This is a genomic window from Streptomyces coeruleoprunus, assembly GCF_039542925.1.
Classification (GTDB): domain Bacteria; phylum Actinomycetota; class Actinomycetes; order Streptomycetales; family Streptomycetaceae; genus Streptomyces; species Streptomyces coeruleoprunus.
Map to the genome: position 1 here is coordinate 7,493,020 of NZ_BAABIT010000001.1, position 24,254 is coordinate 7,517,273.

Sequence of the window (24,254 nt, forward strand, 5' to 3'; positions counted from 1 at the left end):
AGAAGTGTGTCCTTTTGCTTTCTCGGAGCGTTACTTCATGATTACCGTCCGCGGTGTCGAGCTGCGCGCGGGTGCGCGCCTGCTGCTGTCCGACCTCTCCTTCACCGTCTCTCCCGGCGACCGCATCGGCCTGGTCGGCCGCAACGGCGCCGGCAAGACCACCCTGATGACCGCCCTGGCGGGTCACGCCACGCCCGTCGCCGGCACCATCACCCGTACCGGCCCCGTCGGCTTCCTCGCGCAGGATTCCCGCGCCGCCGACCCGGCCGTGACCGTCACCGACCGGATCCTCTCCGCACGCGGCCTGGACCGGGCCCTGCAGCGGCTGAGGGCCGCAGAGGCCGCCATGGCGAAGGCGGACGTGCCCGTCGCGCTGGAGCGGGCCATGAACGCCTACGCGCGCGCCGAAGCCGCGTTCCAGAGCGGGGGCGGCTACGCCGCCGAGGCGGCAGCCGCCCGCGTGGCCGCCGGTCTGGGCCTTCCCGACCGGGTGATGGGCGAGCCCGTCGGCAGCCTGTCCGGTGGCCAGCGGCGCCGGGTCGAGCTGGCCCGCATCCTGTTCGCCGGCCACGACGGCACGTTGCTGCTCGACGAGCCGACCAACCACCTGGACGCGGACTCCCTCGCCTGGCTCCGCGCCTTCCTCCAGGGCCACCGGGGCGGCCTCGTGGTGATCAGCCACGACACCCGGCTGCTCGCCGACGTCGTCAACCGCGTGTTCCACCTGGACGCCACACGGGCCACCATCGACGTCCACAACACCGGCTGGGCCACCCACCTCGCCCAGCGCGCGGCGGACGAGCGCCGCCGGTCCAGGGAACGCGCGAACGCCGAGCGCAAGGCCGCCGCCCTGCACGCCCAGGCGGACAGGATGAAGGCCCGCTCGGCCACCGCCGTCACGGCAAGGAGCATGGCCCGCCGCGCGGACCGCATGCTCGCCGAGCTCGAACCGGCCCGGCGCGTGGAGAAGGTCGCCAGAATCCGGCTGCCCGAACCGCAGGCCTGCGGCCGGACGCCGCTCGGCGCGATCGGCCTCACCAAGTCCTACGGCGACCACCGGGTGCTGGACGGCGTCGACCTCGCCGTCGACCGCGGCAGCCGCCTGGTGGTGCTCGGCCTCAACGGGGCCGGCAAGACGACCCTGCTGCGCGTCCTCGCCGGTACGGAACGTCCGGACAGCGGCCGGGTGGTGCACGGGCACGGGCTGCGGCTGGGCTACTTCGCCCAGGAGCACGACACACTCGCACCGGACCGCACCGTACGGCAGAACCTGGCAGCGGCCGCACCGCACCTCACGGACGGTGAGGCACGGGGCGTGCTGGGATCGTTCCTGTTCGGCGGAAGTGACGCCGACAAACCGGCCGGTGTGCTCTCCGGCGGCGAGAAGACCCGCCTGGCCCTGGCCGGACTGGTCCACTCCGGTGCCAACGTGCTCCTGCTGGACGAGCCGACCAACAACCTCGACCCCGCCTCGCGCGACGAAGTGCTGGCGGCGGTCGGCTCGTACCCGGGGGCCGTCGTGATGGTGACCCACGACGAGGACGCCGTCGACGCCCTGCGCCCGGACCGCGTCCTGCTCCTGCCCGACGCGGACGAGGACCTGTGGACGGAGGACTACCGCGACCTGGTCGCCCTCGCCTGACCCCTCGCCTGACGCCTCGCCGGACCGGGGCGCCGGAAGCGGGACCGGGCGCGAAGGCCCTGTGCGGCCTTCACGCCCGGTCGGTGGCCGCCGAGCGGCCCGTCCGTCGTTCCTGGCGGGCGGAGCGTCAGCTCAGCCGGCGGAGCCCGGTCTCATACGCCTGGCGCAGCAGGCCGGGCACCGCCTCGCAGTGCGTCGGCGCCAGCCGCGACCAGACGCGGGCCGCCTTGGGGCGGTCGTAGCGGATCAGCGTGGCCAGCGAGAGCCGGTCGTCCTCGACCCGGAAGAGGAGGTTGCCGGTCATCCAGGCGGAGCGGGCCTCCAGCCGCAGCCAGCCGTCACCACGGCCGGCGATCCTCCACCCGGCCACATGTGTCGCCGCCCCGCGCCACTTCAGGCGCAGGCGGAGCCGGAGCAGCACCCGCCAGACGAACTGTCCCTGCCAGGCCGCGATGTCTTCGAGCGCCGTACGAGCCCACTCCTCCGCCGACCTCTCCGGGACGCGGTCGGCCGTGAGCGTGAACAAGTCGGCGTAGTGCGGGTCGCCGATCCCGCCGAGCGCGCGGACCGACTCCGGAATGTCGTGCACTTGATGGACTGTCACCCCGGAATCCCGCTGCGATTCCTGCGGGCGTGAACCGTCGGTGGTTCCCCGTTGGGTCTTCATCTTCCCACTCCTCTCGGGCAGTTGCCGAGTAGCAGCACGATCGGGCCCAACGTAACATGCGTACATGCATGTATGTGAGTTGGGGTGGTGGTGACCGTGGCGACAGCGGAACCGGACGGCGGGCGGCGCCGGACACAGGCGGAGAGGCGCGCCCGGACGAGAGCCGCGCTGCTGGAGGCGGCGGCGCGGGGACTGTCCCGGTACGGGTACGCGAATCTGATGCTGGATCGCGTCGCCCGCGAGGCCGGCTATACGCGCGGGGCGCTGTACCACCTCTTCGCCAACAAGGAGGAGCTGGCGCTCGCCGTGGTGCGGTGGGTCGACGAGACGTGGAGCGCCGAGGTCGGCCGGCTCGCCGCGCAGGAGACGGACCCGGTCGAGGCGCTGCTCGCGACGGCCCGCGGACACGCCGTCTACTGCCGCCGGGACGTGGCCCGGGTGATGATGACCCTGCGGGTCGAGTTCGCGGGACAGGACCATCCCGTCGGCCGGCTGATCGAGAAGATCATCGATGACGCCCTCGACAGCATCGGCGAACAGATCGCCGCCGCACGCGCCGCCGGCTCCCTCCCACCCGGGCCGCCGCCCCGGGAAACGGCCCGCGCCTACGTCGGCGCCGTGGAGGGCATCGGCATCCTCCTGGCCGGCCACGCCCCTCACGACGCCGAACTCATCGAGCGGGCGGTCCGCGGAGTGCTCGGCCTCCCGCCCACGCCGACCGGCACGACCGGACCGGGCGGCGGCACCCCCGCCCACGAAGCGGCCGCCGCACGCGGGGCCGTCGGTCCGTGAGGAAGGACGGGCGTACGTCACGCCTGGCGCGGCCCCCGGTGACGGGTGGAACGCGAACTCCCGCGTCACGCAGGGCGCCGGCCCGCCCGGCGCCCGGATGCGGTGCTCCAGTCGGGTGCCCGGGGACCCGGGCGTCGTGGCTCGGGCACGCCGTCTAGGGTGCGGGTATGACGTCGCAGGCATACCTCTCCCAGCTCTTCTCACTGGACGGCCGGGTCGCGGTCGTGACGGGCGGCAGTTCCGGCATCGGCCGGGCCATCGCCACCGCCCTGGCACGCGCGGGCGCCGCCGTGGTGGTCGTGGCCCGCCGCGAGGCGGAACTCGTCGCCACCGTCGGCGAACTGGAGGAGCAAGGCTGCCGTGCCGCGTGGGTCAGCGCCGACCTCGGCACCCGTGACGGGGTACGCGCGGCCGCCGAGGAGGCCGTCGCGGCGTTCGGGGAGCCGGACATCCTCGTCAACTCCGCGGGCGTCAACCTCCGGCCCCCGATGGGCGAGCTGGGCGAAGAGGTCTGGGACACGACCATGGCCGTGAACCTGGAGGCGCCCTACCTCCTGGGCCGGCGGTTCGGGCCCGGCATGGCCGAGCGGGGCTACGGGCGGATCATCCACGTCACCTCGCAGCAGGCCCACCGCGCGTTCGTCCAGAGCGGCGCGTACGGCGTGTCCAAGGGTGCCCTGGAGTCGCTGGCGCGCTCGCAGGCCGAGGCGTGGTCGCCGTACGGGGTCACGTGCAACACCCTCGTGCCCGGCTTCGTCATGACCCCGCTCAACGCCCGGCTGTCGTCCGACCCCGACAAGGTGGCCGCGCTGGCCGCCCGCACGATGGTGGGGCGCAACGGCCTGGCCGAGGACTTCGCCGGCGCGGCGGTGTTCCTGGCCGGCCCGTCCTCGGCGTACGTCACGGGGCAGTCGGTCTTCGTCGACGGCGGATTCTCGGTGCACTGAGCGCTGTGCTCGCACGCCGCTCGGGCGTCCTCGCCCGCGGCCACGCTCGTACCTCCACGCGTACGTCTACGGGCTGACGTGCAGGCCGAGGCCGTGTGCTCCCGGCGCCTCCCGGCCCGGCAGGAGCCGCATCTCCCGGTCGTAGTCGCCGCCGGTGAGCGTCCGGAACGGGACCGGGGGGTCCGTGAAGAGCCCGTCCAGCCTGCGCCCGTACTCCCGCTGGGCCCGCTCGAACCGTTCCGACGACACGTCGACGGTGCCGTACAGCGCGAACGGTTCGAGCGGCGCCATGCCGGTGAACCAGAACAGGCCGTGCTGCACCGGGTGGAGGACGTCCGCCAGCGGCCCGTGGACGCCCCGGTCGGAGAACGCCGACTCCCGGGCCCCGACGGTCACCGACACCAGCGCCCGACGCCCCCCAAGGGCCCCCTCGCTGTAGGGCGGCGGCACGGCGGGACCGTGCGCGAACCCGTTGGTGAACACCCGGTCGAACCAGCCCTTGAGTATCGCGGGAACGGAGAACCACCACAGCGGGAACTGCAGGACCACCGCGTCCGACCACACCACCTTCTCCTGCTCGGCCGCGACGTCGGGCGTCAGCCGGCCCGCCAGCGTGGCCCGTTCGTGGCCGGCCAGCACGTCCAGCCGCCCGCCGTCGGCGTGATCGGGGAAGTCGTCGGCGTCCACCTGCGCCTTCCACTTCATGGCGTACAGGTCGGACACCCGCACTTGGTGGCCCGCCGCCCTCAGGTGCCGGACCGCGAACGCGGTCAGGGCGGCGTTGAGGGAACGGGGTTCCGGGTGAGCGGTGACGACAAGGATCTTCTTCGGCTGCGACGGTGTGTCGTACGTGGTCATGCGGCCACGATCTCCCGGCCGCGGCACGGCGGCCAGCACCCTGTGCGACCGGCGGACCGGCGATCCTGGTACCGCGAGGGCCACCCATACTGGAGGGCGTGAACGGGGTGGACGAGGCGGTGCGCAAGGACCGAGCAGAGGCGGAACCGGACGGGAATGCCGAAGCCGGGCGCACCGCCGACGCGTTCGGCGACCCGCGCCGGGCGCTCGGCGTCTTCCTGCGGGCCCGTCGCGCCCGCGTCGCGCCGGAGCACGTCGGCATCGCGGGAGGCCGCCGGCGACGCGTACGCGGACTGCGCCGCGAGGAACTCTCCCAACTCGCCGGCATCAGCGTCGACTACTACGTCCGGCTCGAACAGGGCCGTGCCACCCAGCCGTCCCCCGAAGTGCTCGACGCGCTCGCCAGAGCCCTGCGCCTCGACGCGGCCGAGCGCGAACACCTCGCCAACCTCGCCGGCAGCCGGCGCGGTCCGGCACCGGAGGCCCGGGTCAGTCCCGTGCTGCGGCGGATCCTCGACTCGCTGAGCGGCTTCCCCGCCTTCGCCACGAACCACCGCCTCGACGTGGTCGCCTGGAACGGCCTGGGCGCCGAACTGATCGGCGGCCTCGACGGACCGGCCCGCCGCGACCGGAACAACGCCCGCTTCCTCTTCCTCGACCCGGCCTCGCGCACCGTCCACCCGGAGTGGGAGGACAGGGCGAGGGAAGCCGTGGGACAGCTCCAAGTCGCCGCCGGGCGGTACCCGGACGACCCGGAACTGACCGCACTCGTCGCCGAACTGGCTGTGCACAGCCGCGACTTCCGCCGGATCTGGGACACGGGCGAGGTCGTGATGTGCGCCGCGGGCCACAAGCGGCTGCGCCACCCGCAGGCCGGGACGCTGACCCTGGACTACGAGACGCTGCACGTACCGGCGGCGCCCGGCGAGACGGGCCTGGTCGTCCACGTGTTCAGCGCCGAGGAGGGCAGCGAGGAGGCCGCCGCCCTCGCCCGGCTGGCCCGCCCCGCCGGGTCCGCCCGTGGGGTCGGCGGGTGAAGCGGGCCGTCACCGGTGCGTGCCTTGATGGGGCGTCGGCCTCGGGCCTCGGGCCTCCGGCTCCCGGCTGGCAGCCCTTACGCTCCCGGTTCCCGGCCCCACGGGTCCCGATCCATGGCCCACGGTTCCCGGCGAAGCCCGGGTCGCCGGGCTCGTACACCGCCCTGACCCCGTAGGCCTCGGAGGCGCTGCCCGTGCCGGACCAGAGGCCCGCGCCGGCGCGCCCGGGGTGCCTTTCACCGGCCGGGCAGCGCCTCCACCCGCTCCAGCCACGCGGGCGGGACCGAGTCCACGCCCGTGCGGGCACCCACGACACCGCCGGTGATCGCGCACGTGGTGTCGACGTCGCCCAGGCCCTCGGCCGTGGTCCACAGGGCCGAGACCAGGTCGTCGGGGTGGCGGGCGGCGGACCAGAGGGCGAACGGGACCGTGTCGTCGGCGCGGATGCGCTGCCCGTTGCCGAGCACGTCCGCGGCGCGCCACGGCTCCGTGGTGAAGGGCAGGTCGGCCGCACGCGCGAGGCCCGCCCTGACCGCGCTGTCGGGGGTGTGGCGCAGGACCGCGCGCAGGTCCAGTTCACCACGGGCCGACAGGGCCGCGGCGACGGCGACCGCCACCGCACCCGCCACGCCCTCGGGGTGCGCGTGCGTCACCAGCGCGGACGCCTCCGCCTGCCGTACGACCCGCTCCACGTCGTCCGCGAACCACGCGCCCAGGGGAGCCACGCGCATCGCGGCGCCGTTGCCGAGGCTGCCCTGCCCGTCGAAGAGGGCCCGCGACAGCGACGCCCAGTCCTCCGGGGCGTCGAGCAGGCGGGGCAGCAGTTCGTGCATGCCGCTGCCGTAGCCGCGCCCCGGGTCGGCCCGGTGTCCGGCGGCGAAGGCCAGCGCCAGAGTGGCCGGCCGGATCTCGCCGTGGCGTTCGAGGACGTACACGATGCCGAGCGCCATCGCGGTGTCGTCGGTCCAGTGCCACCGAGGCTCCTCCGGCATGCGGCGGGCGCGGATCTCCTCGATGGCCTGCCGCGGCTCCCGGAAGAGCGGAAACCACCGCTCGCCGAAGGCATCGCCGAGGCTGAGGCCCCGAAGGCTGCGGAGAGCGGGCGTGGGTACGGGTGCGGGCGCGGGTGTACGGGTGTGATCGGCCGAGTCCATCGGGCCATCCTGCCGGGGCGATCCACCCGGGCGCACCAGGATTGTGGCCGATTCGTTCAGGACTGGAGGAGCGGCCGGCGGCAGGGGAGACGACTGCCCGCAGCCGGAGTCATACGTCGCGGCCCGCCGTACCGTCTCTCGTGCGAGACCGACATGGATACGGACACACGACCGCCCAGGGGGAACTGGTGAACCTACGACGTTCGTTGAAGGCGCTGTCGGGCGCCTCGGTTCTGGCCGCCGCGCTGGCCCTCGCACCCGCGGCGCACGCCGACGCGCCGGCGACAGGGGCGGGGGAGGTGCGATCCGCGGCGGGATGGCCGCAGGTGTACATCTGGGCGAGCGACGTGAACGTCCGGCACGACCCCGCCGACGCCGACTGCGTCTTCTACCCTTCGCGCGCCAGCTGCCCGACCGTCGTGGCGAAGGTCTCCCGCCTCACGGTGTCCGCGCATTGCCAGCGGCAGGGCGAGACGATTCACGACGCCGGTTACAGCAACAAATGGTGGACGCTGGTGGAGACGCCCGCCGGAAAGATCGGCTGGGTGAACAACATCTACATCAAGGGCGGCGAAAAGATCGCCGGGGTGCCCGACTGCAACTGGTGACGCATATTCGGGATGCGATCACGTTATTTCTCGGGGATCTTTCCGTGATGCCCGGGTAAAGGAAAGTCGCTGTCCGAAACCGCCGCCCGGGGCCAACCCCCGGGCGGCGGTTTTCCGCATTACGGTGTCACGGTCGTGCGGAAATTCGGTGAGCGTTCAGCACGTGCCGCCCTTGTACCAGGCGTACTTGATGACCGAGGTGCTCCCCAGGTACGTACGGCCCGGGCCGACGCACTTGTCGAAGCCGTCGGCGTTGTGCCGCTCGACGCGGATCCAGATCCAGCTTCCGTCGCCCGTGCAGTGGTTGTAGTAGGCGCGCCCGGAGGGCGCGTCCGGGTCCCAGCCGCAGGCGAGCACGCCGGCGGGCGCGGCGCCCGCCGCGGGCGCGGTGACCAGGCCGCCGCCGATGGCCGTGACGGCCACGATGCCCGCCGCGGTCACGGCGCGCAGAGCAGAGGAAATCCGTCGCACAGTCGTCCTCTTCCTTCGTCCTTATGCCTTCTCATGGTGGTCGGATCGGCGCATCCGTGATGCCCGCGCCGTATGACTCGTCCGGGCCCTCGGTCGGAAATTCCGGAAGGCCGGCGAACAGTCGTGGCGTCTTTCGGCCACGGGCTCTTTCGGTTGCCGCCGGGAATTAGAATGGCGTCGCTGCCATGGACGTGCCATGGGGAAAAGTACGTATGGACAGCGGAGGGAACCGTGCCGATTCTGCGGACGCGCGACTACGAACGCATGCTGGATCTGGCGGTGGCCGTACTGGAATCCGAGCGGCCGGAGCACATCTGGCCTTTGGTCGCCGAGGAGTTGCTGCGCGCACTGGACGCCGGCGTGGTCGTCGGCAAGGACGCGGAGTGGGGCACGTCCCGGGGCCGCGTCGTCGCCTGGCGGCGGCACGCGGGGGAGTTCGACCTCGACGAGACGGTCCTGCGCCATGTACGGGGCGGCCACCCGTTCGCCGCCCACTACGCGACCCGCACGGACCGGACGCCGCTGACCGCCGCGCAACTCGTCGGCGAGCGGGCCTGGCGGCACAGCGACACCGCCGACGTGCTGCACCGGGCCTTCGGCACGCGCCATGTGCTCGGGCTCCCGCTGCCCGGCGTGAGCGGCCATGTGCGCGGGTTCCTCGTCTACCGCGACGGCCGCGACTTCACCGACCGGGAGCGTCTCTACTGTTCCCGTATCCAGCCTCTTCTCGCCGCCGCGGCGGCCCGGGGCGGACTGCCGGCGCGTCCGGCGCGTCCGGCGCGTCCGGCGAGGACGCCTAGGGCGGCGGGGGCGGCGCAGGCGGCGCGGGCGGCCGGGGCGGAGGCAAGGACGGGGGCGTGGCTGGACACGGCGGACGGTTCAGGAGGCGCCGCCGTCGCCGAGAAGGCCGCCACTGCGCAAGCGGTCACGGCCAGTGCCGCCGGGCGCCTGTCCTTGACCGCCCGCGAGACGACGGTCCTGCGGATGCTGTCGGAGGGCCTGCCGGCCGCCGCCATGGCCCGCCGCCTCGGGATCTCCGTACGCACCGTGCACAAGCACCTGGAGAACCTCTACCGGAAGCTGGACACCGTCGACCGGCTCGGCGCGGTCCTGCGTGCCCAACAGGCCGGGCTCCTGGTCGCGCCGTACGCCGGTTGAGGTCACGCGGCGGCACTCTCCGAGGCGGCAGGGCTCTCCGAGGCGGCAGGCGTGTCCGGCACCGCGGACCGGAGGTGGACGGCGACGAGCGCGACGCCGGCCAGCATGACGTTGCGGGCGGCCGCGTCCAGACCGTTCCAGTCGGACGACTGCCACATCACGAACCACTCACCGCCGATGGCCATGAAGCCCAGCCCGAACAACAACAGCACCATGACCAGCCCGACGCTGCTCACCCTCCGAGCACGGTCATAGGCCCTGCGGCGCAGCCCGGCGCACCAGAGCCACGTGGCCACGAGGAGCACGCACGCCGTGAGCGTCTCCCAGGCGATGATGGCGACGTAGGCGGCGTCCTGCAGCACGGTCGACTCGATCGCCCGCCACATCAGGTCCGGATCCTTGAAAGTCGTGTCCATCGCCAGGACATGCCGCACGAACTGCCGGTTCGTGCCGAAGTCGGTGAGGTTCCCGAACGCCACCAGGGCCATGTAGATCGCGACCGTACCCGTCAGCGCGGCAGCCGCCACCGGCAGCCCGCCGAGACCCGCCCATGGGCCACGCCGCTCACCCGCGTGCTCGTTCCGGACCGACATGTCGTCCACCCCCAGGTTCACAACCGAATGATTCCGCCGCTTCCTCAACAAGCCGCTGGAGCGGAGTATGTCGTCCCGGCCGGACGCCGAAACCTGCGCCGCCCCGGCTTCCGCACGGGTAGGGTCGCGAACCTGTGCTCCGCGGCCCGCCCCGGCCCTTGAGCAACACCAGAGGAAGACCAGAGGAAAGAGCAGTTGACCCCTTACTCCCTCGCCTTCTACGTGGACGTCGTGACCTCCGGAACGGTGCTCGGACTACGGCCCACGGACGGCCCCGAGCAGGTCACGGGGCTCCTGGGTGACGGCTTCGGCGAGAACACCCCCGACGCCCACACCATGTGGCGCGACTACGGCATGGCGGAGTTCTCGTGGGTCCGCGACTCCGCCCGCGATCCATGGGACGGGCACCACTTCACCCTGCAGGTCCACCGGTTGGCGAGCGGTGACGCCGCCACGGTCAACGACGTGCTCCGGGCACGGTACGGGCGCTTCGGCCGTCGGCTGCGCTTCGCGAAGCTCCGGACACTGCTGGAGCGGCGAGGCGTACCACTGGTCGAGATCACGCATCCCGCGAACGCCCCGCATTACCAGGAGTTCTGGCAGCCGGAATCGCGAGTGTCCATCATGGTCGTCGGCACCCGAGCGGAGTACATCACCCCCTCTGCGTTGCGCAGTGGGGATGTGTACAGGATCAGCGGCGTGCTGCCCGCCGCGGTGGTGGAGGCACGGAGGAAGGGCTGAACCCGCCTGCAAGGCCGGGGCGGTGGGCGTTGGGCGCCACCGCCCCGGGGCCGTCGACCGGCAGGCCGTACCGCTGGATCGTCAGCCGTCAGCCGTCAGCCGTCAGCCGTCAGCCGTCAGCCGTCAGCCGTCAGCCGTCAGCCGTCAGCCGTCAGCACGACCTGCCGCGTCGCGCACCGATCACCGGGCCACGGCGCGCGCATCCAAGAACGCCGTGGTCGCCGCCACGAACGCGTCGGCGTCGTCGAGCCACGGGTGGTGTCCCGCTCCGGCCTGGACGACCAGCTCGGCTTCCGGGAACAGGCCGGCGAACTCCGCCATCGTGCGAGGAGGGGCGGCGATGTCCAGCTCTCCCGCCAGCAGCAGAACCGGTGACGCGAACCGCGCGAGCGCCACGCGGGTCGCGGCCGGGTCGAAGGCGCCGTCGGCTCCGTAGGCGGCCACGACCTCCCCGTTCATCAGCTCCTCACCGGCAGCCTGGTGGGCCCGGGCCGCCTCGTCCCAACGGCCGTACGAGAACGGTGCGACGGCCCTCCAGCTGTCGGCCGTGGCCGTGCCCGCCACGATCGCCTCCAGGGCCGCGAACGCCTCCGGGAACCACGGCTCTCCCCGCCGCAGGAGCGCGGTGTCGCGCCGGAGCTCCCCTGAGATCGTGAGGCCGACGGCCCGGACGCTCGGCGTGACGAGGGCCAGCCTGCCGACGCGTTCGGGGTGGCGGCCCACGTACAGCGCGGCCAGGTTCGCGCCCGCGCAGTGCGCGAGCAGGTCCATCCGTTCCAGACCGAGGTGCTCCCGCAGGGCCTCCACGTCGTCGACGAGCCGGTCGCAACGGCAGGACGCGGCATCGGCCGGCCTCGCCGACCGGCCGGTGCCCCGGAGGTCCAGTCTGATCAACCGGCGGTGCGCGGAGAGGCCGCCGAGGTCGCCGAGGTACGCGGAGTCGGTCGGCCCGCCGGGCAGGCAGACGAGGGGGGTGCCTTCACCGAGGGTGTGATAGGCGAGTTCGGTTCCGTCGTGAGCGGAGAACGTGGGCATGACGAAGAGCCTTTCGCGGGAGTCCGAAGAGAAGTCGGGAGCTCCCGGGGCCATCTACGTCAGATGAACCGCACAGCCATGAGGGAGGAGAGCACCCGGCCCGGTACAGCGGTAATGGGTCTCACCTCCTTGGTCGATCATGTACACGGCGACGCTATCAGGTTTGTGCGGCGGGGCAAGCCGCACCGTCACGCGGTCGTCCGGAACTGCGTCCTGCGCCCCGCGCCCTGCGTCCTGCGCCTTGCGTCCTGCAGCTCGGCGAGCGGCCCATCCAGGAATCGTGGGACCTGGCGCTCGGCAGCCACCAGCGTGCCCTGATCGAACTGGGCTACGAGGGCGTCTCCATCGAGCAGGTCCTCGAACGGCGCCTGCGCCGCACGGCGTACGACCCCCAGGCCACCATGGCGACCGTCCTGTTCGGCTCCGTGCACGACGCGCTGCTGGCCCAGGTCGTGGAGCGCGCGGCGAGGAAGCCGTCCCGGGGCCCGCCGCCGAAGAAACCGGGCCGGGCCTCGCCGACTTCGTCGTGGAAGCCGTGTCGAACGCGTTCGCGCGGCTCCCGGATCCGGTGCTCCTGCCGTGGCTGCCCACCCCGATCACCACCCTGCGGTCGGACGGAGCCGAACTGGCCCCGCTGCTGATCCGCGAGGCCGGACGGATCTTCCCCGGCAGGCTCGCCGCCCTGGACGAGTGGGTGCCGCCGTGGCGGGCACAGCCCGAGCCGGAAGCCGCACGGCCGGCGCTGTACCCGGACGGCGGCCCCGCCGGCACGTTCCTGGCCGCCCACCCCGTGACGTGCGACGCGCTGGCGAGCCTGCTGGGCTGCGACGGAAGGTGGACGACGGCGGACGCGACCCCGCAGGGCGCGGAACTGGTGGCCCGCCATCCGGACACGGCACTGGCACTGGAGGCGCTACTGGCTGCTGTGTGACCGGCGGGGGAGCGCTTCTCCCGGAGCCCCTCACGAGCCATCACGAGCCATCACGAGCCGTCATGAGCCATCACGGGCCAAGCCACCCGTTCACCGTCGGCCGACTCGGGTCGCCCGACGGTGAGCGCGCTCGGCCGTAGGCCTCTCACACCCGCTGCAGCGCCACCGGGAGGACCACCTCCCAGGTGTCCACCGCATGGTGCGTGCGCATGCCGTGTGCTTCGTACAGTCGCAGCGCGCCCGTCTCGTTGCGGGTGTCGACGCCGAGTCCGATCGTGTCGCGGCCCTTCGCGGCGTACGCGGCGAAGGCGTGCCGCAGCAGGTGACTGGCGATACCGCGACCGCGGAAGGACCGGCGCACGCCGATGTTGCCGATCCAGGCCATGGTCTGCCGGTCGTTCCGCGAGAACAGCACGGCGACGTCCTCCGCGCCGACGGAGGCGATCCACACCAGGGACCAGTCCACGCCGGCCACGCCGATGTCGTCGAGCCACTGCTCGTACGTGCGCGGCTGATGGTCGAAGTGGTCGGCGAACGTCTCCTGCACCAGGGCGTGGGCGCGCCTCCGGTCCGCCTCGTCGCCGCAGTCGCGCAGCACCAGACCGGGGGGCGGCTCGGGTACGGCCATGTCGGCGGGGGCCAGCGGACGCGTCATCACGTGGTAGCGCCGCACCCGCTCCCAGCCCCGTCGCCCGATCATGTCGAGGTCGGTGGTCGGACGGGTGTTGAGGTGCAGGTGGACGACGGCACGGGAGGCGCCGTTGGCGCGCGCCCGCTCCACGGCGCGTTCCTCGGCCAGGGCGAGCAGCCGCTCGCCGGCGGCACGGTGTTCGGGCAGGACATAGTGGTCGGCGTCGATGCGTTCGGCGCCGGAGTCGTCCCACACGAGTGCGTAGGCGACCAGCCGGTCCTCCTCGAACGCGAGCCACGAGTCCTTCGCCAAGTCGACTTCCGGGTGGGCCAGATCGGCCTCGACGCTGTGCAGCTCCGTGTCCGGCTGCCCCGTCTCGATGGTGTCGATCTCATTGAGCAGCGCACATATCAGTGTCGCGTCGCCGAGGGTGGCGGGACGGACGGTGAAGCGGGGTTCCGATTGCATCAGGCCACTGTGGGACCCGCGATGGACCGCCCGCAAACGATTTCACCGGCTCGCGGGTCACCGACCGCGGGTCGGTGGGCGGAACCGCCCAGGCACGTACGCCTGAGGCCGGAGCCCGGGAAGACCGCCTCGCCCGCGCGGCGGATGCGGCCGCGACCGTCGAACGACGCCCTGCCCAGGCCTGGTTGACGAGGATCGACGCGTACGGAATCCCCCACCCGGATCGGAGTACCACCGTGCTCGACCACACCCTGCGCGCCGCCGTCGCCCTCGCCCTCGTGGCCGCGGTCGCCGCCCCGGCCGCCGCGTCCGCCCCCGCACCCACGCCTACGGCGGCGGCATCCGCCCCGGGAGCCTCTCCCGCCACCCTCCTCTCGGCCCTCAAGGGCGAGGCACGGCTGAGCTACCCCGTCGCGGACGAAGAGGTGAGGGTCACCGTCGACGCCCACTCCACCTACGCCGCAGGCAGCATCCCGACCCGTTCCTGGGGCACCTTCCGTATCTCCCACGTCATCGACGGCCGCGACTACTGGGGCGACTTCCGGGTCGACTGCCTCACCACCGGCGGCCCCACCGCCACCGTCACCGGCCGGCTGGTCCGCACCAGCCCCGGCCACCCGTGGCGGACACACCTCGACCCGCACACCCGCATGGGCCTGAGCTTCCACGTCCCCGAGAGGGGTGAGGCCCGCGTCGGCCTGTCCGGGGCGACGGCCAAGGGCGCGCCCCTGCTCACCACGTGCATGGCACCCGCCGCCGACATGACGGTCGTCGACGGTGGTTACGCGCTCCGCGACCGGAACGCGGAGAAGCCGCGCAAGGCGGCCTAGAGCAACGGCCACCACTTCACGGGACCTGAACGTGGTCCAGGAAGGCCCGGGCGGCCGGAGAGCAGTCGTCGAGGGAAGCCACGGCCAGGGCGAGGGACCGTGAGATCGGTGGGTCCAGGGGGCGGGTGACGGCGCCGCCGAGATCCGCGGGGAGGCCCAGGGTAGGCACGATGCTCACCCCCAGGCCCGAGTCCACCATCGCGATGATGGCCGACAGTTCGCCCGCCTCGTAGGCGACGTCGAGGGCGGCGCCGGCACGGCGCGCGGCATCCAGGATGACCGGTCGGCACCCGCCGGTCGACAGGATGAACGGCTCGCGCGTCAGCGCCCGCACGGTCACTGTGTCCGCTGTGGCGAGCGCGTGATCCCGTGGCACCAGCGCGACCATCTCGTCGGCGCTCAGTGGCACGGTGTGCAGGCCGGGCGCCGGGAGGGTCACCAGGCCCATCTCCGCGGCTCCGTTCCTGAGCCATCCCCGTATCTCCGGGCCGAAACCCTCCAGAAGACGCACCCGGACCTGGGGGTAGCGGTCGGTGAACGTGCGCAGTCGGGGGGCGATCAGCGTCCCTGTGGCGCTCGGCAGACTCGCCAGCCGCAGGGACCCCGTCACTTGTCCGACGGCGGCCGCCACGTCCGGGCGGATCAGGTCGAAGTGCCGTACCGCCTCCCGGGCCCGGGCGACGGCGCGCTCCCCGGCCTCGGTAAGGGCGACACCGTCTCGGCGCCGCACCAGCAGCGCCGCGCCCAGGTCGGCCTCCAGCGCGGCGATCGCCCTGCTGACGTGCGGTTGAGACATGCCGATCCGTTCCGCCGCGGCGGTGAACCCGCCGTGCTCGGCGACGGCCAGCAGTACCCGCACCTGCGACAGCCTCACTTTTCCCGCCTCCCGTGAACCGCCCCCGGCCGCCCACCAGCAGCTATGCCGACCGGCCTATACGTCCATACCGGCAAGGGTATTTGACGGGCCTGCATCCAGACCACGAAGGTCATGTCGTCCATCGATCAGGACGCGACCCCGGAGGCGACATGTCGTCGATGACCATCACCCGCAAGACCGTCGATGTGGACGGCCGGCCCGCCAGTTACCTGACCGCGGCAGGAGCGGACGGCGGCGCGGACCGTCCGCCCGTCCTGCTGCTGCACGGGACTTACTGGAGCCGGGTATGGCTGCCGGTGCTGACCGAGCTGGCAGCGGCAGGGCTGCGGCCCGTAGCCGTCGACCTGCCCGGCCTCGGCCGGTCGGCCGGCGAACTGGACGCCCGGTCCGCCACCGTGCCCGCGCTCGCCGACTGGGTGCGGCGCTTCGCCGCCGCAGTGGGCGCCGATGAGCCGCTGCGGGTGGCGGGCCACGACATCGGCGGGGCCATCGCCCAACACCTCGCGGTCGGCGGGGACACCGACGTCGCCCGGCTGGCCCTGGTCAACTCGGTGACCTACGACTCGTGGCCGGTGCCGGGCGTGGAGCGGTACCGGAACCCCGAGGTGGTGGCCGCCACGGGTGTGGACGAACTGCTTGCCGCCCGGCGCACCGCGGTCACCACCGCGCTGGGACGGCCGGCCACCGAGGAGGAGATCGCCGAGTACCTCGATCCCTGGCGCAGCCCGCGCGTCGGCCGTTCGTGGATGGCGCTGGCCGGCGCGGCGGACAGCCGTTACACCCTCGACCTGCTTCCGGCGCTGCGCCGCTCGCGGATACCGAAGCTGCTTGTCTGGGGAGAGGACGACACCTTCCAGAACATCGCGTACGCCGAACGCTTCACCCAGGACATCCCGCACACCGAACTGATACGCGTCCCCAACGCGGGCCACATCCCGATGGAGAACGACGCCAAGACGGTCGCGTCAGCACTCTCCACCTTCTTCTTGCTGGACGGGTCGTGAGCCCGGCCGGGTGTTGGTGGACGCGAAGTCGTGGCGGGCTCACCGGATCCGGACGAACCGGCCCATGGCCTGTCTGTCGGATGTGGTGACAGCCGACGCAGTTGCGGGAAACTGCAGTTTACGTAGACGGTTTCGTAAACTACAGTTGTCGCATGACGGCCTCTGAGATCACCCCAGAAGAGCAGGCAGAGCTCGACAAGGCCCTGTACGACGCCTTGAATCCCCTGGCCTCGGCCATCCGCTCCCGGCAGACCGGGTTGTCCGTCGACCGTATGTGGGACGCGAGTCCCGTCGACGTGGCGCTGTCCGTCCTGGCCGCGTGGAAGGTGATGGACGGCGAGGTCAAGCGGCTCACGGAACAGGCGGCAGTGACCGCCGGCGCCTACGGCGCGAGCTACGAGCAGTTGGGAGCCGTCTGGGGCATCACCCGGCAGGGTGCCCGTAAGAAATGGCCCGATGCCGTCAGCCGCCCAGCAGCCGCGACAGCGGGCAAAAGCGCGCTTGCGCTGTTCGGAGGGACTGCTGAGCTGGTGCAGTCGCCTGCCGGTGGTTGGGGCTGGACTGGTCGAGGCGCTGATGGAGCATCCGGCACGGCCGCCGATGGGGCGCCGTACGCGACCGCAGAGGAAGCAGCGGCCCACGCGGGCGCATTCCTCAAAGAACACGCCCTCGGCATCGGCGATCGGTCCTAGAGCTTCTCACGTGGGTCGCCTGCGGGCCCGGATGAGGATGGCGGCGAGGTGGAGTGCGGCCTGGTGGGCGGTAGGGGCCTCGCCGCAGACGGTGGCTGATCTGATCGGACGGGGGGGGTGACGGCCCGGATGCCGCGTCGGCGGAGGTGACTTCGGGCAGCGCGGGATGAGTACGCGCGGTCCGCCAGGACGGCATCGGGTCGGGTCCTCGGTCTTCCGGGTCCGCTTCGCGGAACTGCTGCTACCCGGTCGGCGACGACAAGCTGTGGGGGATCAACCGGCGCCGCAAGGGCACCGACCACGCCTGGCCGCCCTGCGGTCCATCCGTGCCGCCCGTCCGGACGGCATCCCGATCTACGTGATCCTCGACAAGCTCTCCGCCCACCTGAACTGGAGAATGAACCTTTCCGATCCCAGCACCGGCTGGATGTGGTTGCCCTCTGCCCTCGCGATACGGTGCTGTCATGTCTCGATCAGTCGCAATCGGATCGGTCCTCTCTCCCGTCACCGCGGACGACGTCGACCTTGCCGTGCGGCTCGCCGTGGGCATCCTTCGGGACGCGCCCCAGGAGGGGTGGGGCGGTAAGGCCGGTTCGCTGGAGTGGGACTGCTGGGAGACCGTCGAGCACCTCGCCAACGACCTGTTCTACTACGCCGTGCAGCTGGGGCCCCAGAGCCCGCCGCTGGACACCCATGTGCCCTTCGCGTTGAGCCGGAAGAGGCCGGAAGGGCCCATGGTCTTCGTCTACGCGGACCGTGATGCGGGTCCGGCCGGCCTGGTGCAGGTGCTGGAGGCGTGCGGTGCGCTGCTGGTCGCCATGGTGCGTACGGCGCCGCCCCGGGTCCGCGCCCACCACGCCGCCGGGGTGTCGGACCCCGAAGGCTTCGCGGCGATGGGGGTGGTGGAGACGCTGGTACACATGCACGATGTGGCGGAAGGCTTCGGGCTTGCCTGGACCCCGCCCTCCGCTCTCTGCTCGCGGGTGCTCGCCCGTCTGTTTCCGGAGGCTCCGGGCGGCGCGGATCCCTGGTGCACCCTGTTGTGGGCCACCGGCCGCGCCGAACTGCCGGGGCACCCTCGTCTCACCACGTGGCGCTGGGCCAGCACGCCGCGGTCATAGGAGCGGATCGGCTTCAGTCGCGGCCAGGCTGATGATCGTGCCCTTACCGCGGCGAGAGCGCACCGGGCCACCCGTCCTGACCGGCAACCCGGCGAACCTGTGCGGTCACGGCACTAGGCCGGTTCCGCGTCCCCCTCGGGGCTCGGTAGCAGGGGCCGTTCGAAGAAGGTCTCCAGGACGACGGTGGCCTGGGTGCCGCTGACGCCGTCGATGGCGTACAGGCGGCGCAGGACGTCCTGGAGTTGCTCGGTGGTGGCCGTGCGGACCTTGACCAGGACGGACGCGCTGCCGGCGATGACGTGTGCCTCCTGGATCTCCGGGACGGCCGCGAACGCCTCCGCGGAGTCGCCCATCCACGAGGTCGACTCGACCATCACGAAGGCGAGGACGCCGCGGCCGACGGCCGCCGGCTCGACGTCGACGCGCGTGCCGCGGATGACACCGCGTTCGCGCAGCTTGCGCACACGGTCGTGAGCGGCGCCCGCGGACAGCCCGACCGCCGCGCCCAGCGAGGCGTAGGACCGGGTGGCGTCCTGCTGGAGGAGCGCCAACAGCATGACATCGACATCATCCACCTTTGGCATGGAGAAACCATACGTTGTTCGGTGTCATCTTCGTTAGGGTGAAGCTCATTCGGATTCCGTGGAGGGAGAGGTGGGTCACGCATGCCCGGTCGTCTGGTCAACGGTGTGTACGAGGTCCTGGACGAGCGGTTCCGTACCGGGCGGTGCGCCAACGGCGACATGCGCCTGGAGCGGCTGTACGGGGACTGCCGCTGGGCCGAGGGCCCCGTCTACGTACCCGCGTGGCGGCAGGTCGTCTGGAGCGACATCCCGAACGACCGCATGCTCCGCTGGGACGAGACAACGGGCACGGTCGGCGTGTTCCGCTCCCCGGCCGGCCACAGCAACGGCAACACGCTGGACCGCCAAGGCCGCCTGATCAGCTGCGAGCAGGGCAACCGGCGCGTCACCCGGACCGAACACGACGGATCGGTCACCGTCGTCGCCGACCGCTTCGAGGGACGCCGGCTCAACAGCCCGAACGACGCGGTCGTGCGCTCCGACGGCTCGATCTGGTTCTCCGACCCCGACTTCGGCATCACCAGCGACTACGAGGGCCACCGCGCCGAGAGCGAGATCGGCGCCCGCAACGTGTACCGCGTGGACCCCGCCACCCGCGAGGTCCGCCTCGCCGCCGACGGCCTGCGCGGGCCGAACGGCCTGGTGTTCTCACCCGACGAGCGGCACCTGTACGTCTCCGACACCCTCCGGAACCAGATCCTCGTCTACGAGGTGCGCGACGACGGCGGCCTGTCCGAGGGCAAGGTGTTCGCCGAATGCCGTCCGGGCGGCGGCGTGTTCGACAACATCCGGTTCGACGACGAGGGCAGGCTCTGGGTCGCGGCCTGCGACGACGGTGTCCACTGCTACGCCCCGGACGGGACGCTGATCGGCCGGCTGCTCGTACCGGAGACGGTCTCCAACATCGCGTTCGGCGGGCCCAAGAACAACCGCCTGTTCATCACGGCCACCACATCGCTCTACTCCCTGATGATGTCCGTGACGGGCGCGCCCCGCATCACACGCTGACCTAGGCTCAGCTACGCAAGTGCGAAGCGCCGTTGAGGTCGAGGATGGTTCCCGAAGACCACTCGGCCTCCGGCGAGGCGAGCCAGAGGACGGCCGCGGCGATCTCCTCGGGGTCCGCCACGCGGTGGAAGGGACTCTGCGCGCGGATCGCCTCGCCCTCCGGCCCGGTGAGCCGGGGGGAGACGCGTTCCGTGGCGAAGAAGCCGGGCGCGACCGAGGCGACGCCGATGCCGTACGGGGCCAAGGACACGGCCAGGGACTGGCCCAGGGCGTGGACGGCCGCTTTCGTCGCACCGTAGGCGGGGTGGTCCGGCTCGCCGCGGAAGGCGCCCCGGGAGCCGATGTTGACGATCCTGCCGCCCCCGCCCTGGTCGATCATGCGCCGGGCCGCGAGATGGCTCAGGTTCGCCGTGGCGAGCAGGTTCACCGACACGTGCCGCTGCCACACCGCCACCCACTCCTCGTAGGGGGTCTCCGGCAGCGGATGGCGGATGTTGACCGCCGCGTTGTTCACCAGCACGTCGACCCCGCCGAGCGCCTCCGCCGCCGCGTCCACCACGGCCGCCGCCCCGGCGGGGTCCGCGAGGTCGCCACCGGTCAGCGCATGGCCGGTGCCGGCGAGCGAGTCGAAGGTCACGCGGGCCTCCTCGGCGCGCGAGCCGAAGTGGACGGCGACCCGGTCGCCGTTGGCCGCGAACGCCTGGGCCACCGCGCGGCCGAGACCCCGCGAAGCGCCGCTGACGAGGACGCGCCGGCCTGACGCGGGCAGTTTCCTGGAATCCTTCAGCACGGCTTCACCCTACGGTCCATGACCGTCCGGCAGGTTCGGTCTCCCGTCGGGCTTCCTTCGGCCTCCCGGCGTTCCACTCAGCGGAACGCGGCATGCGGGCCGGGTCGGCGCGTGGGCATGCTGGGGCGGCCGTGCCGACGAGGAGACCGCCGGAAGGACTCGTTCGTGGGGTTTACCGGCTTGCACGTCACCCGTCGGCTCGCCGTCCGTCATCCTCCGTTCACGCACGGGCCGTGGCGTGCGAGTCACCTTGAGGTCACCTGGAGAGCGTCATGGAACCGCTGTTCCGCATGTCCTTGATCCGTCCCGCGGTCAGCCAGGACCCGGTCAGGCCCGGTCTCGAGCTGGCGCAGCAGTCCGCCTTCCAGACCGCGCTGGCCGCCGCATCGGGCTCCGACGCACCGCGCACCGAACTCCGCCGCGTCTCGGGTGAGTTCGTGGTGTCGCCCCGGTTCATCGGAGACCCCGCCAAGACCCCGGTCGCCGCCCAGACCGCGGCCTTCGCCACCGCCCTCACCCGGCTGACCGCCGGTCAGCCCACCGCCGCACCCGTCCCGTACCGGCAGTCCGTCGTCCACGCGGTGCGCGAGGCGTACGGAGCCGACCCGGCCGCCGTCGTCGCGGGGCAGCCCTACCAGGACGCCGTGTCCCGGCTCCGGGACAGCATCCTGGCGATCAAGTACCTGCCCAGCGAACACGGCCGGGCCATCGACGGCCTCACCGACCAGCTGCGCCACCTGGAGCTGATAGCCCGGCTGGCCTCCGACTCCGCGTTCCCCGCCCACGCCGACGACGTACGGCGGGCCCTGCGCCGCCCGTTGCAACTGCCCCGCCCGACCGGCCTGGAGTCGGAACTGTCCACCAGCGAGGCGGAGCGCCGCCAGCGGGAGCAGGAGGCGCAGGCCGCGGCCCGGCGCCGGGAACGCGCACAGCTGCTGCTCACCACGCACCGGCGGCTGCGGGAGGCGATCGACGAACTCACCGGTCTCGGTGGCGAACACCTCCACGCGACCGCCCAGACGGCCGGCGAGACGGTCGTACCACCGGTGAACTACCAGCCCACGGCCGCACTGGTGCGGCAGGTGACCTTCCACGACCGCCTGAGCGAGGCCAACCTGCGCGCCCTCGGGACGACGCTGCCCACGCTGCCCATGGGTCCGGCGGCTGCTGCGGACACCGAAGGCACGGGCGAGACGCCGACGGACCCCGAAGCCACCGGTACGGCCGGTACCACTGGTACGTCCGACGGCGCCGGTACCGACCGGACAGCCGGTGCCACCGGCACCGCCGGCGCCGCCGCCGAGGGCGACCCGCCGCCCCCCGCCGCCCCCCTGCCCGTGGAGGGCGCGGCCAAGCTCGCCGGGACGGTGTTCGGCGCCAGGCCCGACCTGCTGTCCGGCACCCCGTCCTTCACGCCCGTCCAGCTCGGCGACATCGGCTTCCGCCTGCGGGAGAGCGCCGCCGACAGGCTCACCGCGGCCACCAGGACGGTCCTGTCGGAGCGTGGCATCGTCCTCACGGCTCAGCCGCTGGACCGGATCGTCAACCGACTGCGGGACGAGCAGGGCACGATCGGCAAGGAGCTGGAGACCCTGGTCGGCCGGCCCACCAGGCTCAGCGTCAAACGCATCGGCGACACCCTCGTCACCGTCGCCACCCCGCTGCCGTCGCCCTGGACGGCCCTGGTGGTCGGCGAGGCGCCGCCGCCCGAGGCCATCCCCCTGGAGGGCGGCCGCGTCCCGCGCACCCGTGGCACGGTCGCCCCCTCCGGTGTGGCGGACCTGATCCTGGTCCGCCAGCAGCTGGTCGGCTACGCGGGCGCCGACGTCGCGCACATCGAGAACGTCCTCCGCGGCGAGTCCAAGCAGCGCGAGCACGTCCGGCGCCAGGAGACCGAGCAGATCACCTTCACCGAGTCCGAGGTCACCACGACCGAGGAGCGGGAGCTGGAGTCCACCGACCGCTACGAGATGACCCGGGAGGCGAGCGCGGTCATCAAGGAGGACGCCGAGCTGAAGGCCGGACTGACCGTGTCCGGCAAGTACGGCCCGACGGTCGAGTTCACCGCCTCCGCCGAGGGCTCGCTGTCCCGCTCCAAGGAGGAGGCCACCAAATCGGCCGCCACCTTCGCCCAGGACGTGACCCAGCGCAGTTCCAACCGGATCGCCGAACGGATCCTGGAGCGCACCACGCTGCGCGTCACCACCGAGGTGACGGAGAAGAACACCCACACGCTGGACAACCGGAACAGCGGCTCCAACATCTCCGGTGTCTACCAGTGGGTCAACAAGGTCTACGAGGCCCAGATGTACAACTACGGGCTGCGGACGATGTTCGACTTCATGATCCCGGAGCCGGCCGCGTACTTCATCGAGACCCTGCAGTCGGCCCACGCCAGCGCGGTGCAGGTGGAGAAGCCCGTCCCGTTCACCCTGCGCCCCGACGAGATCACCGAGCTGAACTACACACAGTGGGTCAAGCTGTACCACGCCACCGACGTCGCCCCGCCGCCGGAGGTCTACCGCACCAAGTCCTTCGACTACAAGGCGGGCGGCGGCGACAGCAAGACCGACTACACCCACTCGGGCCAGATCACCATCGACGACGGCTACATGGCCGTACAGGCGTCGTGCGGTGTGCTGCTGAACCTCTGGCAGCCGAACTGCAGCGTCGACGTGATCGTCGGCAGCCGGCCGCACCGGTTCTCCAACGACGGCCACTGGCTGTGGACCACGCCCATGACCGAGGAACGCGACTCGGTCCCGGTCGCCGTCCAGACCTGGCGGGTCTCGGAGGTGGCCGTCGCCATCGAGGTGAAGTGCCAGCGCACCGAACGCGCCATGGAGGCATGGCGGCTGGCGACCCACGCCAAGCTCACCACCGCCTACCTCGCGCGCCTGTCGGAGTACGAACAGCAGATCGCCGCCCTCCAGCTCCAAGCGGGAGTCGCGATCCACGGCCGCAACCCTCAGGCCAACCAGCTCCTCGTCGCCGACGAACTGCGCAAGAACTGCATCAGCGTCCTCACCGACCAGCACTTCGACATGTTCGGCGCCATCGACACCGCGTACGGCGCCGACGGCCGCGGGATCCCGCAGGTCGACGTGGCCCGGGCCGCCGCCGAAGGCGCGTACGTGCGGTTCTTCGAGCAGGCCTTCGAGTGGGAACACCTGACCTGGGCCGCGTACCCCTACTTCTGGGGCCGCAAGAGCAAGTGGCACGAGCGGCTGACCTACGAGGACCCGGACCCGCAGTTCAACCAGTTCCTCAAGGCCGGCTACTGCCGGGTGACCGTACCCGTCCGCCCCGGCTTCGAGGGCGCCGTCGACCACTACATGAACTTCGGCGAACTGTGGAACGGCGGCCCGCTGCCCGCCATCACCAGCCCCCTCTACCTGCCCATCGCCGACGAGATCGCCGAACGCCTCCGCCGCCCCGGCGCCGAGGTCCCGCAAGGTGCCGCGTGGCGGGTCCGCATCCCGACGACCCTGGTCAAGCTGCGCCGCGACGACGACCTGCCCACCTGGCGCAAGGACACGTCGGGGGAGTGGGTGGAGGACTGAGGGCCGGAGACGAAGGCATCAAGGCGCCGAAGCACAGAGGGACGAGGGAAGG

General features: G+C 72.2%; 23 protein-coding genes and 3 pseudogenes. 15 read left to right on the forward strand and 11 right to left on the reverse strand.

Features of this window, described 5'->3' with window-relative positions; genetic code table 11:
* The first annotated feature begins 37 nt into the window (after positions 1-37).
* The gene (locus ABEB09_RS33500; RefSeq protein ID WP_345693677.1) at positions 38-1,642 is read left to right on the forward strand and encodes an ABC-F family ATP-binding cassette domain-containing protein; all 1,605 of its coding nucleotides are present in this window, start codon (positions 38-40) and stop codon (positions 1,640-1,642) included.
* Positions 1,643-1,769: 127 nt separating this feature from the next.
* Here ABEB09_RS33500 and ABEB09_RS33505 read toward each other — a convergent pair whose 3' ends face one another.
* On the reverse strand, positions 1,770-2,231 hold the full coding sequence (locus ABEB09_RS33505; RefSeq protein ID WP_345693678.1) for a hypothetical protein: 462 nt from the start codon (positions 2,229-2,231) through the stop codon (positions 1,770-1,772).
* A 174-nt stretch (positions 2,232-2,405) separates the two neighbouring features.
* Here ABEB09_RS33505 and ABEB09_RS33510 point away from each other — a divergent pair, with 174 nt between their 5' ends.
* Complete coding sequence (locus ABEB09_RS33510) at positions 2,406-3,101, forward strand: TetR/AcrR family transcriptional regulator (protein ID WP_345693679.1); 696 nt, start codon at positions 2,406-2,408, stop codon at positions 3,099-3,101.
* 167 nt (positions 3,102-3,268) lie between these two features.
* Entirely contained in the window at positions 3,269-4,048 is a 780-nt protein-coding gene (locus ABEB09_RS33515; protein ID WP_345693680.1) for an SDR family NAD(P)-dependent oxidoreductase, read from the forward strand.
* A 66-nt stretch (positions 4,049-4,114) separates the two neighbouring features.
* Here the strand turns inward: ABEB09_RS33515 and ABEB09_RS33520 are convergent, their stop codons facing one another.
* Entirely contained in the window at positions 4,115-4,906 is a 792-nt protein-coding gene (locus tag ABEB09_RS33520; protein ID WP_345693681.1) for an NAD(P)H-dependent oxidoreductase, read from the reverse strand.
* Between the two features lie 98 nt (positions 4,907-5,004).
* On the opposite strand from ABEB09_RS33520, the gene ABEB09_RS33525 reads away from it, so the two are divergent.
* Positions 5,005-5,943, forward strand: a complete 939-nt coding sequence (locus tag ABEB09_RS33525) for a helix-turn-helix transcriptional regulator (RefSeq protein ID WP_345693682.1) — start codon at positions 5,005-5,007, stop codon at positions 5,941-5,943.
* Between the two features lie 236 nt (positions 5,944-6,179).
* On the opposite strand, the gene ABEB09_RS33530 is transcribed toward ABEB09_RS33525, so the two are convergent.
* Positions 6,180-7,097: an ADP-ribosylglycohydrolase family protein gene (locus ABEB09_RS33530; RefSeq protein WP_345693683.1), complete on the reverse strand. Its 918-nt coding sequence runs from the start codon at positions 7,095-7,097 to the stop codon at positions 6,180-6,182.
* A gap of 188 nt (positions 7,098-7,285) precedes the next feature.
* On the opposite strand from ABEB09_RS33530, the gene ABEB09_RS33535 reads away from it, so the two are divergent.
* A complete protein-coding gene (locus tag ABEB09_RS33535; protein WP_345693684.1) occupies positions 7,286-7,705 on the forward strand; it encodes a peptidase M23 in 420 nt (139 codons plus the stop codon).
* A 156-nt stretch (positions 7,706-7,861) separates the two neighbouring features.
* Here the strand turns inward: ABEB09_RS33535 and ABEB09_RS33540 are convergent, their stop codons facing one another.
* Complete coding sequence (locus ABEB09_RS33540) at positions 7,862-8,176, reverse strand: DUF6355 family natural product biosynthesis protein (protein WP_345693685.1); 315 nt, start codon at positions 8,174-8,176, stop codon at positions 7,862-7,864.
* Positions 8,177-8,407: 231 nt separating this feature from the next.
* Here ABEB09_RS33540 and ABEB09_RS33545 point away from each other — a divergent pair, with 231 nt between their 5' ends.
* Entirely contained in the window at positions 8,408-9,334 is a 927-nt protein-coding gene (locus tag ABEB09_RS33545; RefSeq protein ID WP_345693686.1) for a response regulator transcription factor, read from the forward strand.
* A gap of 2 nt (positions 9,335-9,336) precedes the next feature.
* On the opposite strand, the gene ABEB09_RS33550 is transcribed toward ABEB09_RS33545, so the two are convergent.
* Entirely contained in the window at positions 9,337-9,927 is a 591-nt protein-coding gene (locus ABEB09_RS33550) for a DUF2165 domain-containing protein (RefSeq protein ID WP_345694171.1), read from the reverse strand.
* 195 nt (positions 9,928-10,122) lie between these two features.
* Between ABEB09_RS33550 and ABEB09_RS33555 the strand changes: the two genes are divergently transcribed.
* Complete coding sequence (locus ABEB09_RS33555) at positions 10,123-10,668, forward strand: hypothetical protein (RefSeq protein ID WP_345693687.1); 546 nt, start codon at positions 10,123-10,125, stop codon at positions 10,666-10,668.
* Between the two features lie 180 nt (positions 10,669-10,848).
* Here the strand turns inward: ABEB09_RS33555 and ABEB09_RS33560 are convergent, their stop codons facing one another.
* Positions 10,849-11,703 (reverse strand): alpha/beta fold hydrolase, encoded by an 855-nt coding sequence (locus ABEB09_RS33560; protein ID WP_345693688.1) that lies wholly within the window; start codon positions 11,701-11,703, stop codon positions 10,849-10,851.
* 496 nt (positions 11,704-12,199) lie between these two features.
* Between ABEB09_RS33560 and ABEB09_RS33565 the strand changes: the two are divergent.
* Positions 12,200-12,634: pseudogene (locus ABEB09_RS33565) on the forward strand (DUF5682 family protein); the annotation flags it as partial.
* A 145-nt stretch (positions 12,635-12,779) separates the two neighbouring features.
* Here ABEB09_RS33565 and ABEB09_RS33570 read toward each other — a convergent pair.
* A complete protein-coding gene (locus tag ABEB09_RS33570; protein WP_345693690.1) occupies positions 12,780-13,733 on the reverse strand; it encodes a GNAT family N-acetyltransferase in 954 nt (317 codons plus the stop codon).
* A gap of 236 nt (positions 13,734-13,969) precedes the next feature.
* On the opposite strand from ABEB09_RS33570, the gene ABEB09_RS33575 reads away from it, so the two are divergent.
* Positions 13,970-14,563, forward strand: coding sequence for a hypothetical protein (locus tag ABEB09_RS33575; protein WP_345693691.1), 594 nt, complete (start codon positions 13,970-13,972; stop codon positions 14,561-14,563).
* A gap of 16 nt (positions 14,564-14,579) precedes the next feature.
* Here the strand turns inward: ABEB09_RS33575 and ABEB09_RS33580 are convergent, their stop codons facing one another.
* Positions 14,580-15,437, reverse strand: a complete 858-nt coding sequence (locus tag ABEB09_RS33580) for a LysR family transcriptional regulator (protein WP_345693692.1) — start codon at positions 15,435-15,437, stop codon at positions 14,580-14,582.
* A gap of 152 nt (positions 15,438-15,589) precedes the next feature.
* On the opposite strand from ABEB09_RS33580, the gene ABEB09_RS33585 reads away from it, so the two are divergent.
* Both ABEB09_RS33585 and ABEB09_RS33590 read left to right on the forward strand, forming a co-directional pair.
* Positions 15,590-16,444, forward strand: a complete 855-nt coding sequence (locus tag ABEB09_RS33585; protein WP_345693693.1) for an alpha/beta fold hydrolase — start codon at positions 15,590-15,592, stop codon at positions 16,442-16,444.
* 152 nt (positions 16,445-16,596) lie between these two features.
* Positions 16,597-17,136 carry a hypothetical protein gene (locus tag ABEB09_RS33590; RefSeq protein ID WP_345693694.1) on the forward strand — a complete coding sequence of 180 codons (540 nt, stop codon included), beginning with the start codon at positions 16,597-16,599 and terminating at the stop codon, positions 17,134-17,136.
* Between the two features lie 49 nt (positions 17,137-17,185).
* Here the strand turns inward: ABEB09_RS33590 and ABEB09_RS35065 are convergent.
* A pseudogene (locus ABEB09_RS35065) lies at positions 17,186-17,375 on the reverse strand (IS5/IS1182 family transposase); the annotation flags it as partial.
* Between ABEB09_RS35065 and ABEB09_RS33600 the strand changes: the two are divergent.
* Together ABEB09_RS33600 and ABEB09_RS33605 are read left to right on the forward strand one after the other, a co-directional pair.
* Positions 17,376-17,521 (forward strand): annotated as a pseudogene (locus tag ABEB09_RS33600) (IS630 family transposase); the annotation flags it as partial.
* 79 nt (positions 17,522-17,600) lie between these two features.
* Positions 17,601-18,257 (forward strand): hypothetical protein, encoded by a 657-nt coding sequence (locus ABEB09_RS33605; protein ID WP_345693695.1) that lies wholly within the window; start codon positions 17,601-17,603, stop codon positions 18,255-18,257.
* 113 nt (positions 18,258-18,370) lie between these two features.
* Here the strand turns inward: ABEB09_RS33605 and ABEB09_RS33610 are convergent, their stop codons facing one another.
* A complete protein-coding gene (locus ABEB09_RS33610; RefSeq protein ID WP_380839613.1) occupies positions 18,371-18,841 on the reverse strand; it encodes an Lrp/AsnC family transcriptional regulator in 471 nt (156 codons plus the stop codon).
* A gap of 81 nt (positions 18,842-18,922) precedes the next feature.
* On the opposite strand from ABEB09_RS33610, the gene ABEB09_RS33615 reads away from it, so the two are divergent.
* Entirely contained in the window at positions 18,923-19,849 is a 927-nt protein-coding gene (locus ABEB09_RS33615) for an SMP-30/gluconolactonase/LRE family protein (protein WP_345693696.1), read from the forward strand.
* A 7-nt stretch (positions 19,850-19,856) separates the two neighbouring features.
* Here the strand turns inward: ABEB09_RS33615 and ABEB09_RS33620 are convergent, their stop codons facing one another.
* Positions 19,857-20,639, reverse strand: coding sequence for an SDR family NAD(P)-dependent oxidoreductase (locus tag ABEB09_RS33620; protein WP_345693697.1), 783 nt, complete (start codon positions 20,637-20,639; stop codon positions 19,857-19,859).
* A gap of 272 nt (positions 20,640-20,911) precedes the next feature.
* Here ABEB09_RS33620 and ABEB09_RS33625 point away from each other — a divergent pair, with 272 nt between their 5' ends.
* On the forward strand, positions 20,912-24,202 hold the full coding sequence (locus ABEB09_RS33625; protein WP_345693698.1) for a hypothetical protein: 3,291 nt from the start codon (positions 20,912-20,914) through the stop codon (positions 24,200-24,202).
* The last annotated feature ends 52 nt before the right edge of the window (positions 24,203-24,254 follow it).

Excerpts from the sequence above, each read along its gene's own strand:
- ABEB09_RS33500 (WP_345693677.1), top strand. The coding sequence starts at position 38 with ATGATTACCGTCCGCGGTGTCGAGCTGCGCGCGGGTGCGCGCCTGCTG.
- ABEB09_RS33515 (WP_345693680.1), top strand. The coding sequence starts at position 3,269 with ATGACGTCGCAGGCATACCTCTCCCAGCTCTTCTCACTGGACGGCCGG.
- ABEB09_RS33520 (WP_345693681.1), bottom strand. The coding sequence starts at position 4,906 with ATGACCACGTACGACACACCGTCGCAGCCGAAGAAGATCCTTGTCGTC.
- ABEB09_RS33530 (WP_345693683.1), bottom strand. The coding sequence starts at position 7,097 with ATGGACTCGGCCGATCACACCCGTACACCCGCGCCCGCACCCGTACCC.
- ABEB09_RS33550 (WP_345694171.1), bottom strand. The coding sequence starts at position 9,927 with ATGTCGGTCCGGAACGAGCACGCGGGTGAGCGGCGTGGCCCATGGGCG.
- ABEB09_RS33560 (WP_345693688.1), bottom strand. The coding sequence starts at position 11,703 with ATGCCCACGTTCTCCGCTCACGACGGAACCGAACTCGCCTATCACACC.
- ABEB09_RS33570 (WP_345693690.1), bottom strand. The coding sequence starts at position 13,733 with ATGCAATCGGAACCCCGCTTCACCGTCCGTCCCGCCACCCTCGGCGAC.
- ABEB09_RS33585 (WP_345693693.1), top strand. The coding sequence starts at position 15,590 with ATGTCGTCGATGACCATCACCCGCAAGACCGTCGATGTGGACGGCCGG.
- ABEB09_RS33590 (WP_345693694.1), top strand. The coding sequence starts at position 16,597 with ATGACGGCCTCTGAGATCACCCCAGAAGAGCAGGCAGAGCTCGACAAG.
- ABEB09_RS33605 (WP_345693695.1), top strand. The coding sequence starts at position 17,601 with ATGTCTCGATCAGTCGCAATCGGATCGGTCCTCTCTCCCGTCACCGCG.
- ABEB09_RS33610 (WP_380839613.1), bottom strand. The coding sequence starts at position 18,841 with ATGCCAAAGGTGGATGATGTCGATGTCATGCTGTTGGCGCTCCTCCAG.
- ABEB09_RS33615 (WP_345693696.1), top strand. The coding sequence starts at position 18,923 with ATGCCCGGTCGTCTGGTCAACGGTGTGTACGAGGTCCTGGACGAGCGG.
- ABEB09_RS33625 (WP_345693698.1), top strand. The coding sequence starts at position 20,912 with ATGGAACCGCTGTTCCGCATGTCCTTGATCCGTCCCGCGGTCAGCCAG.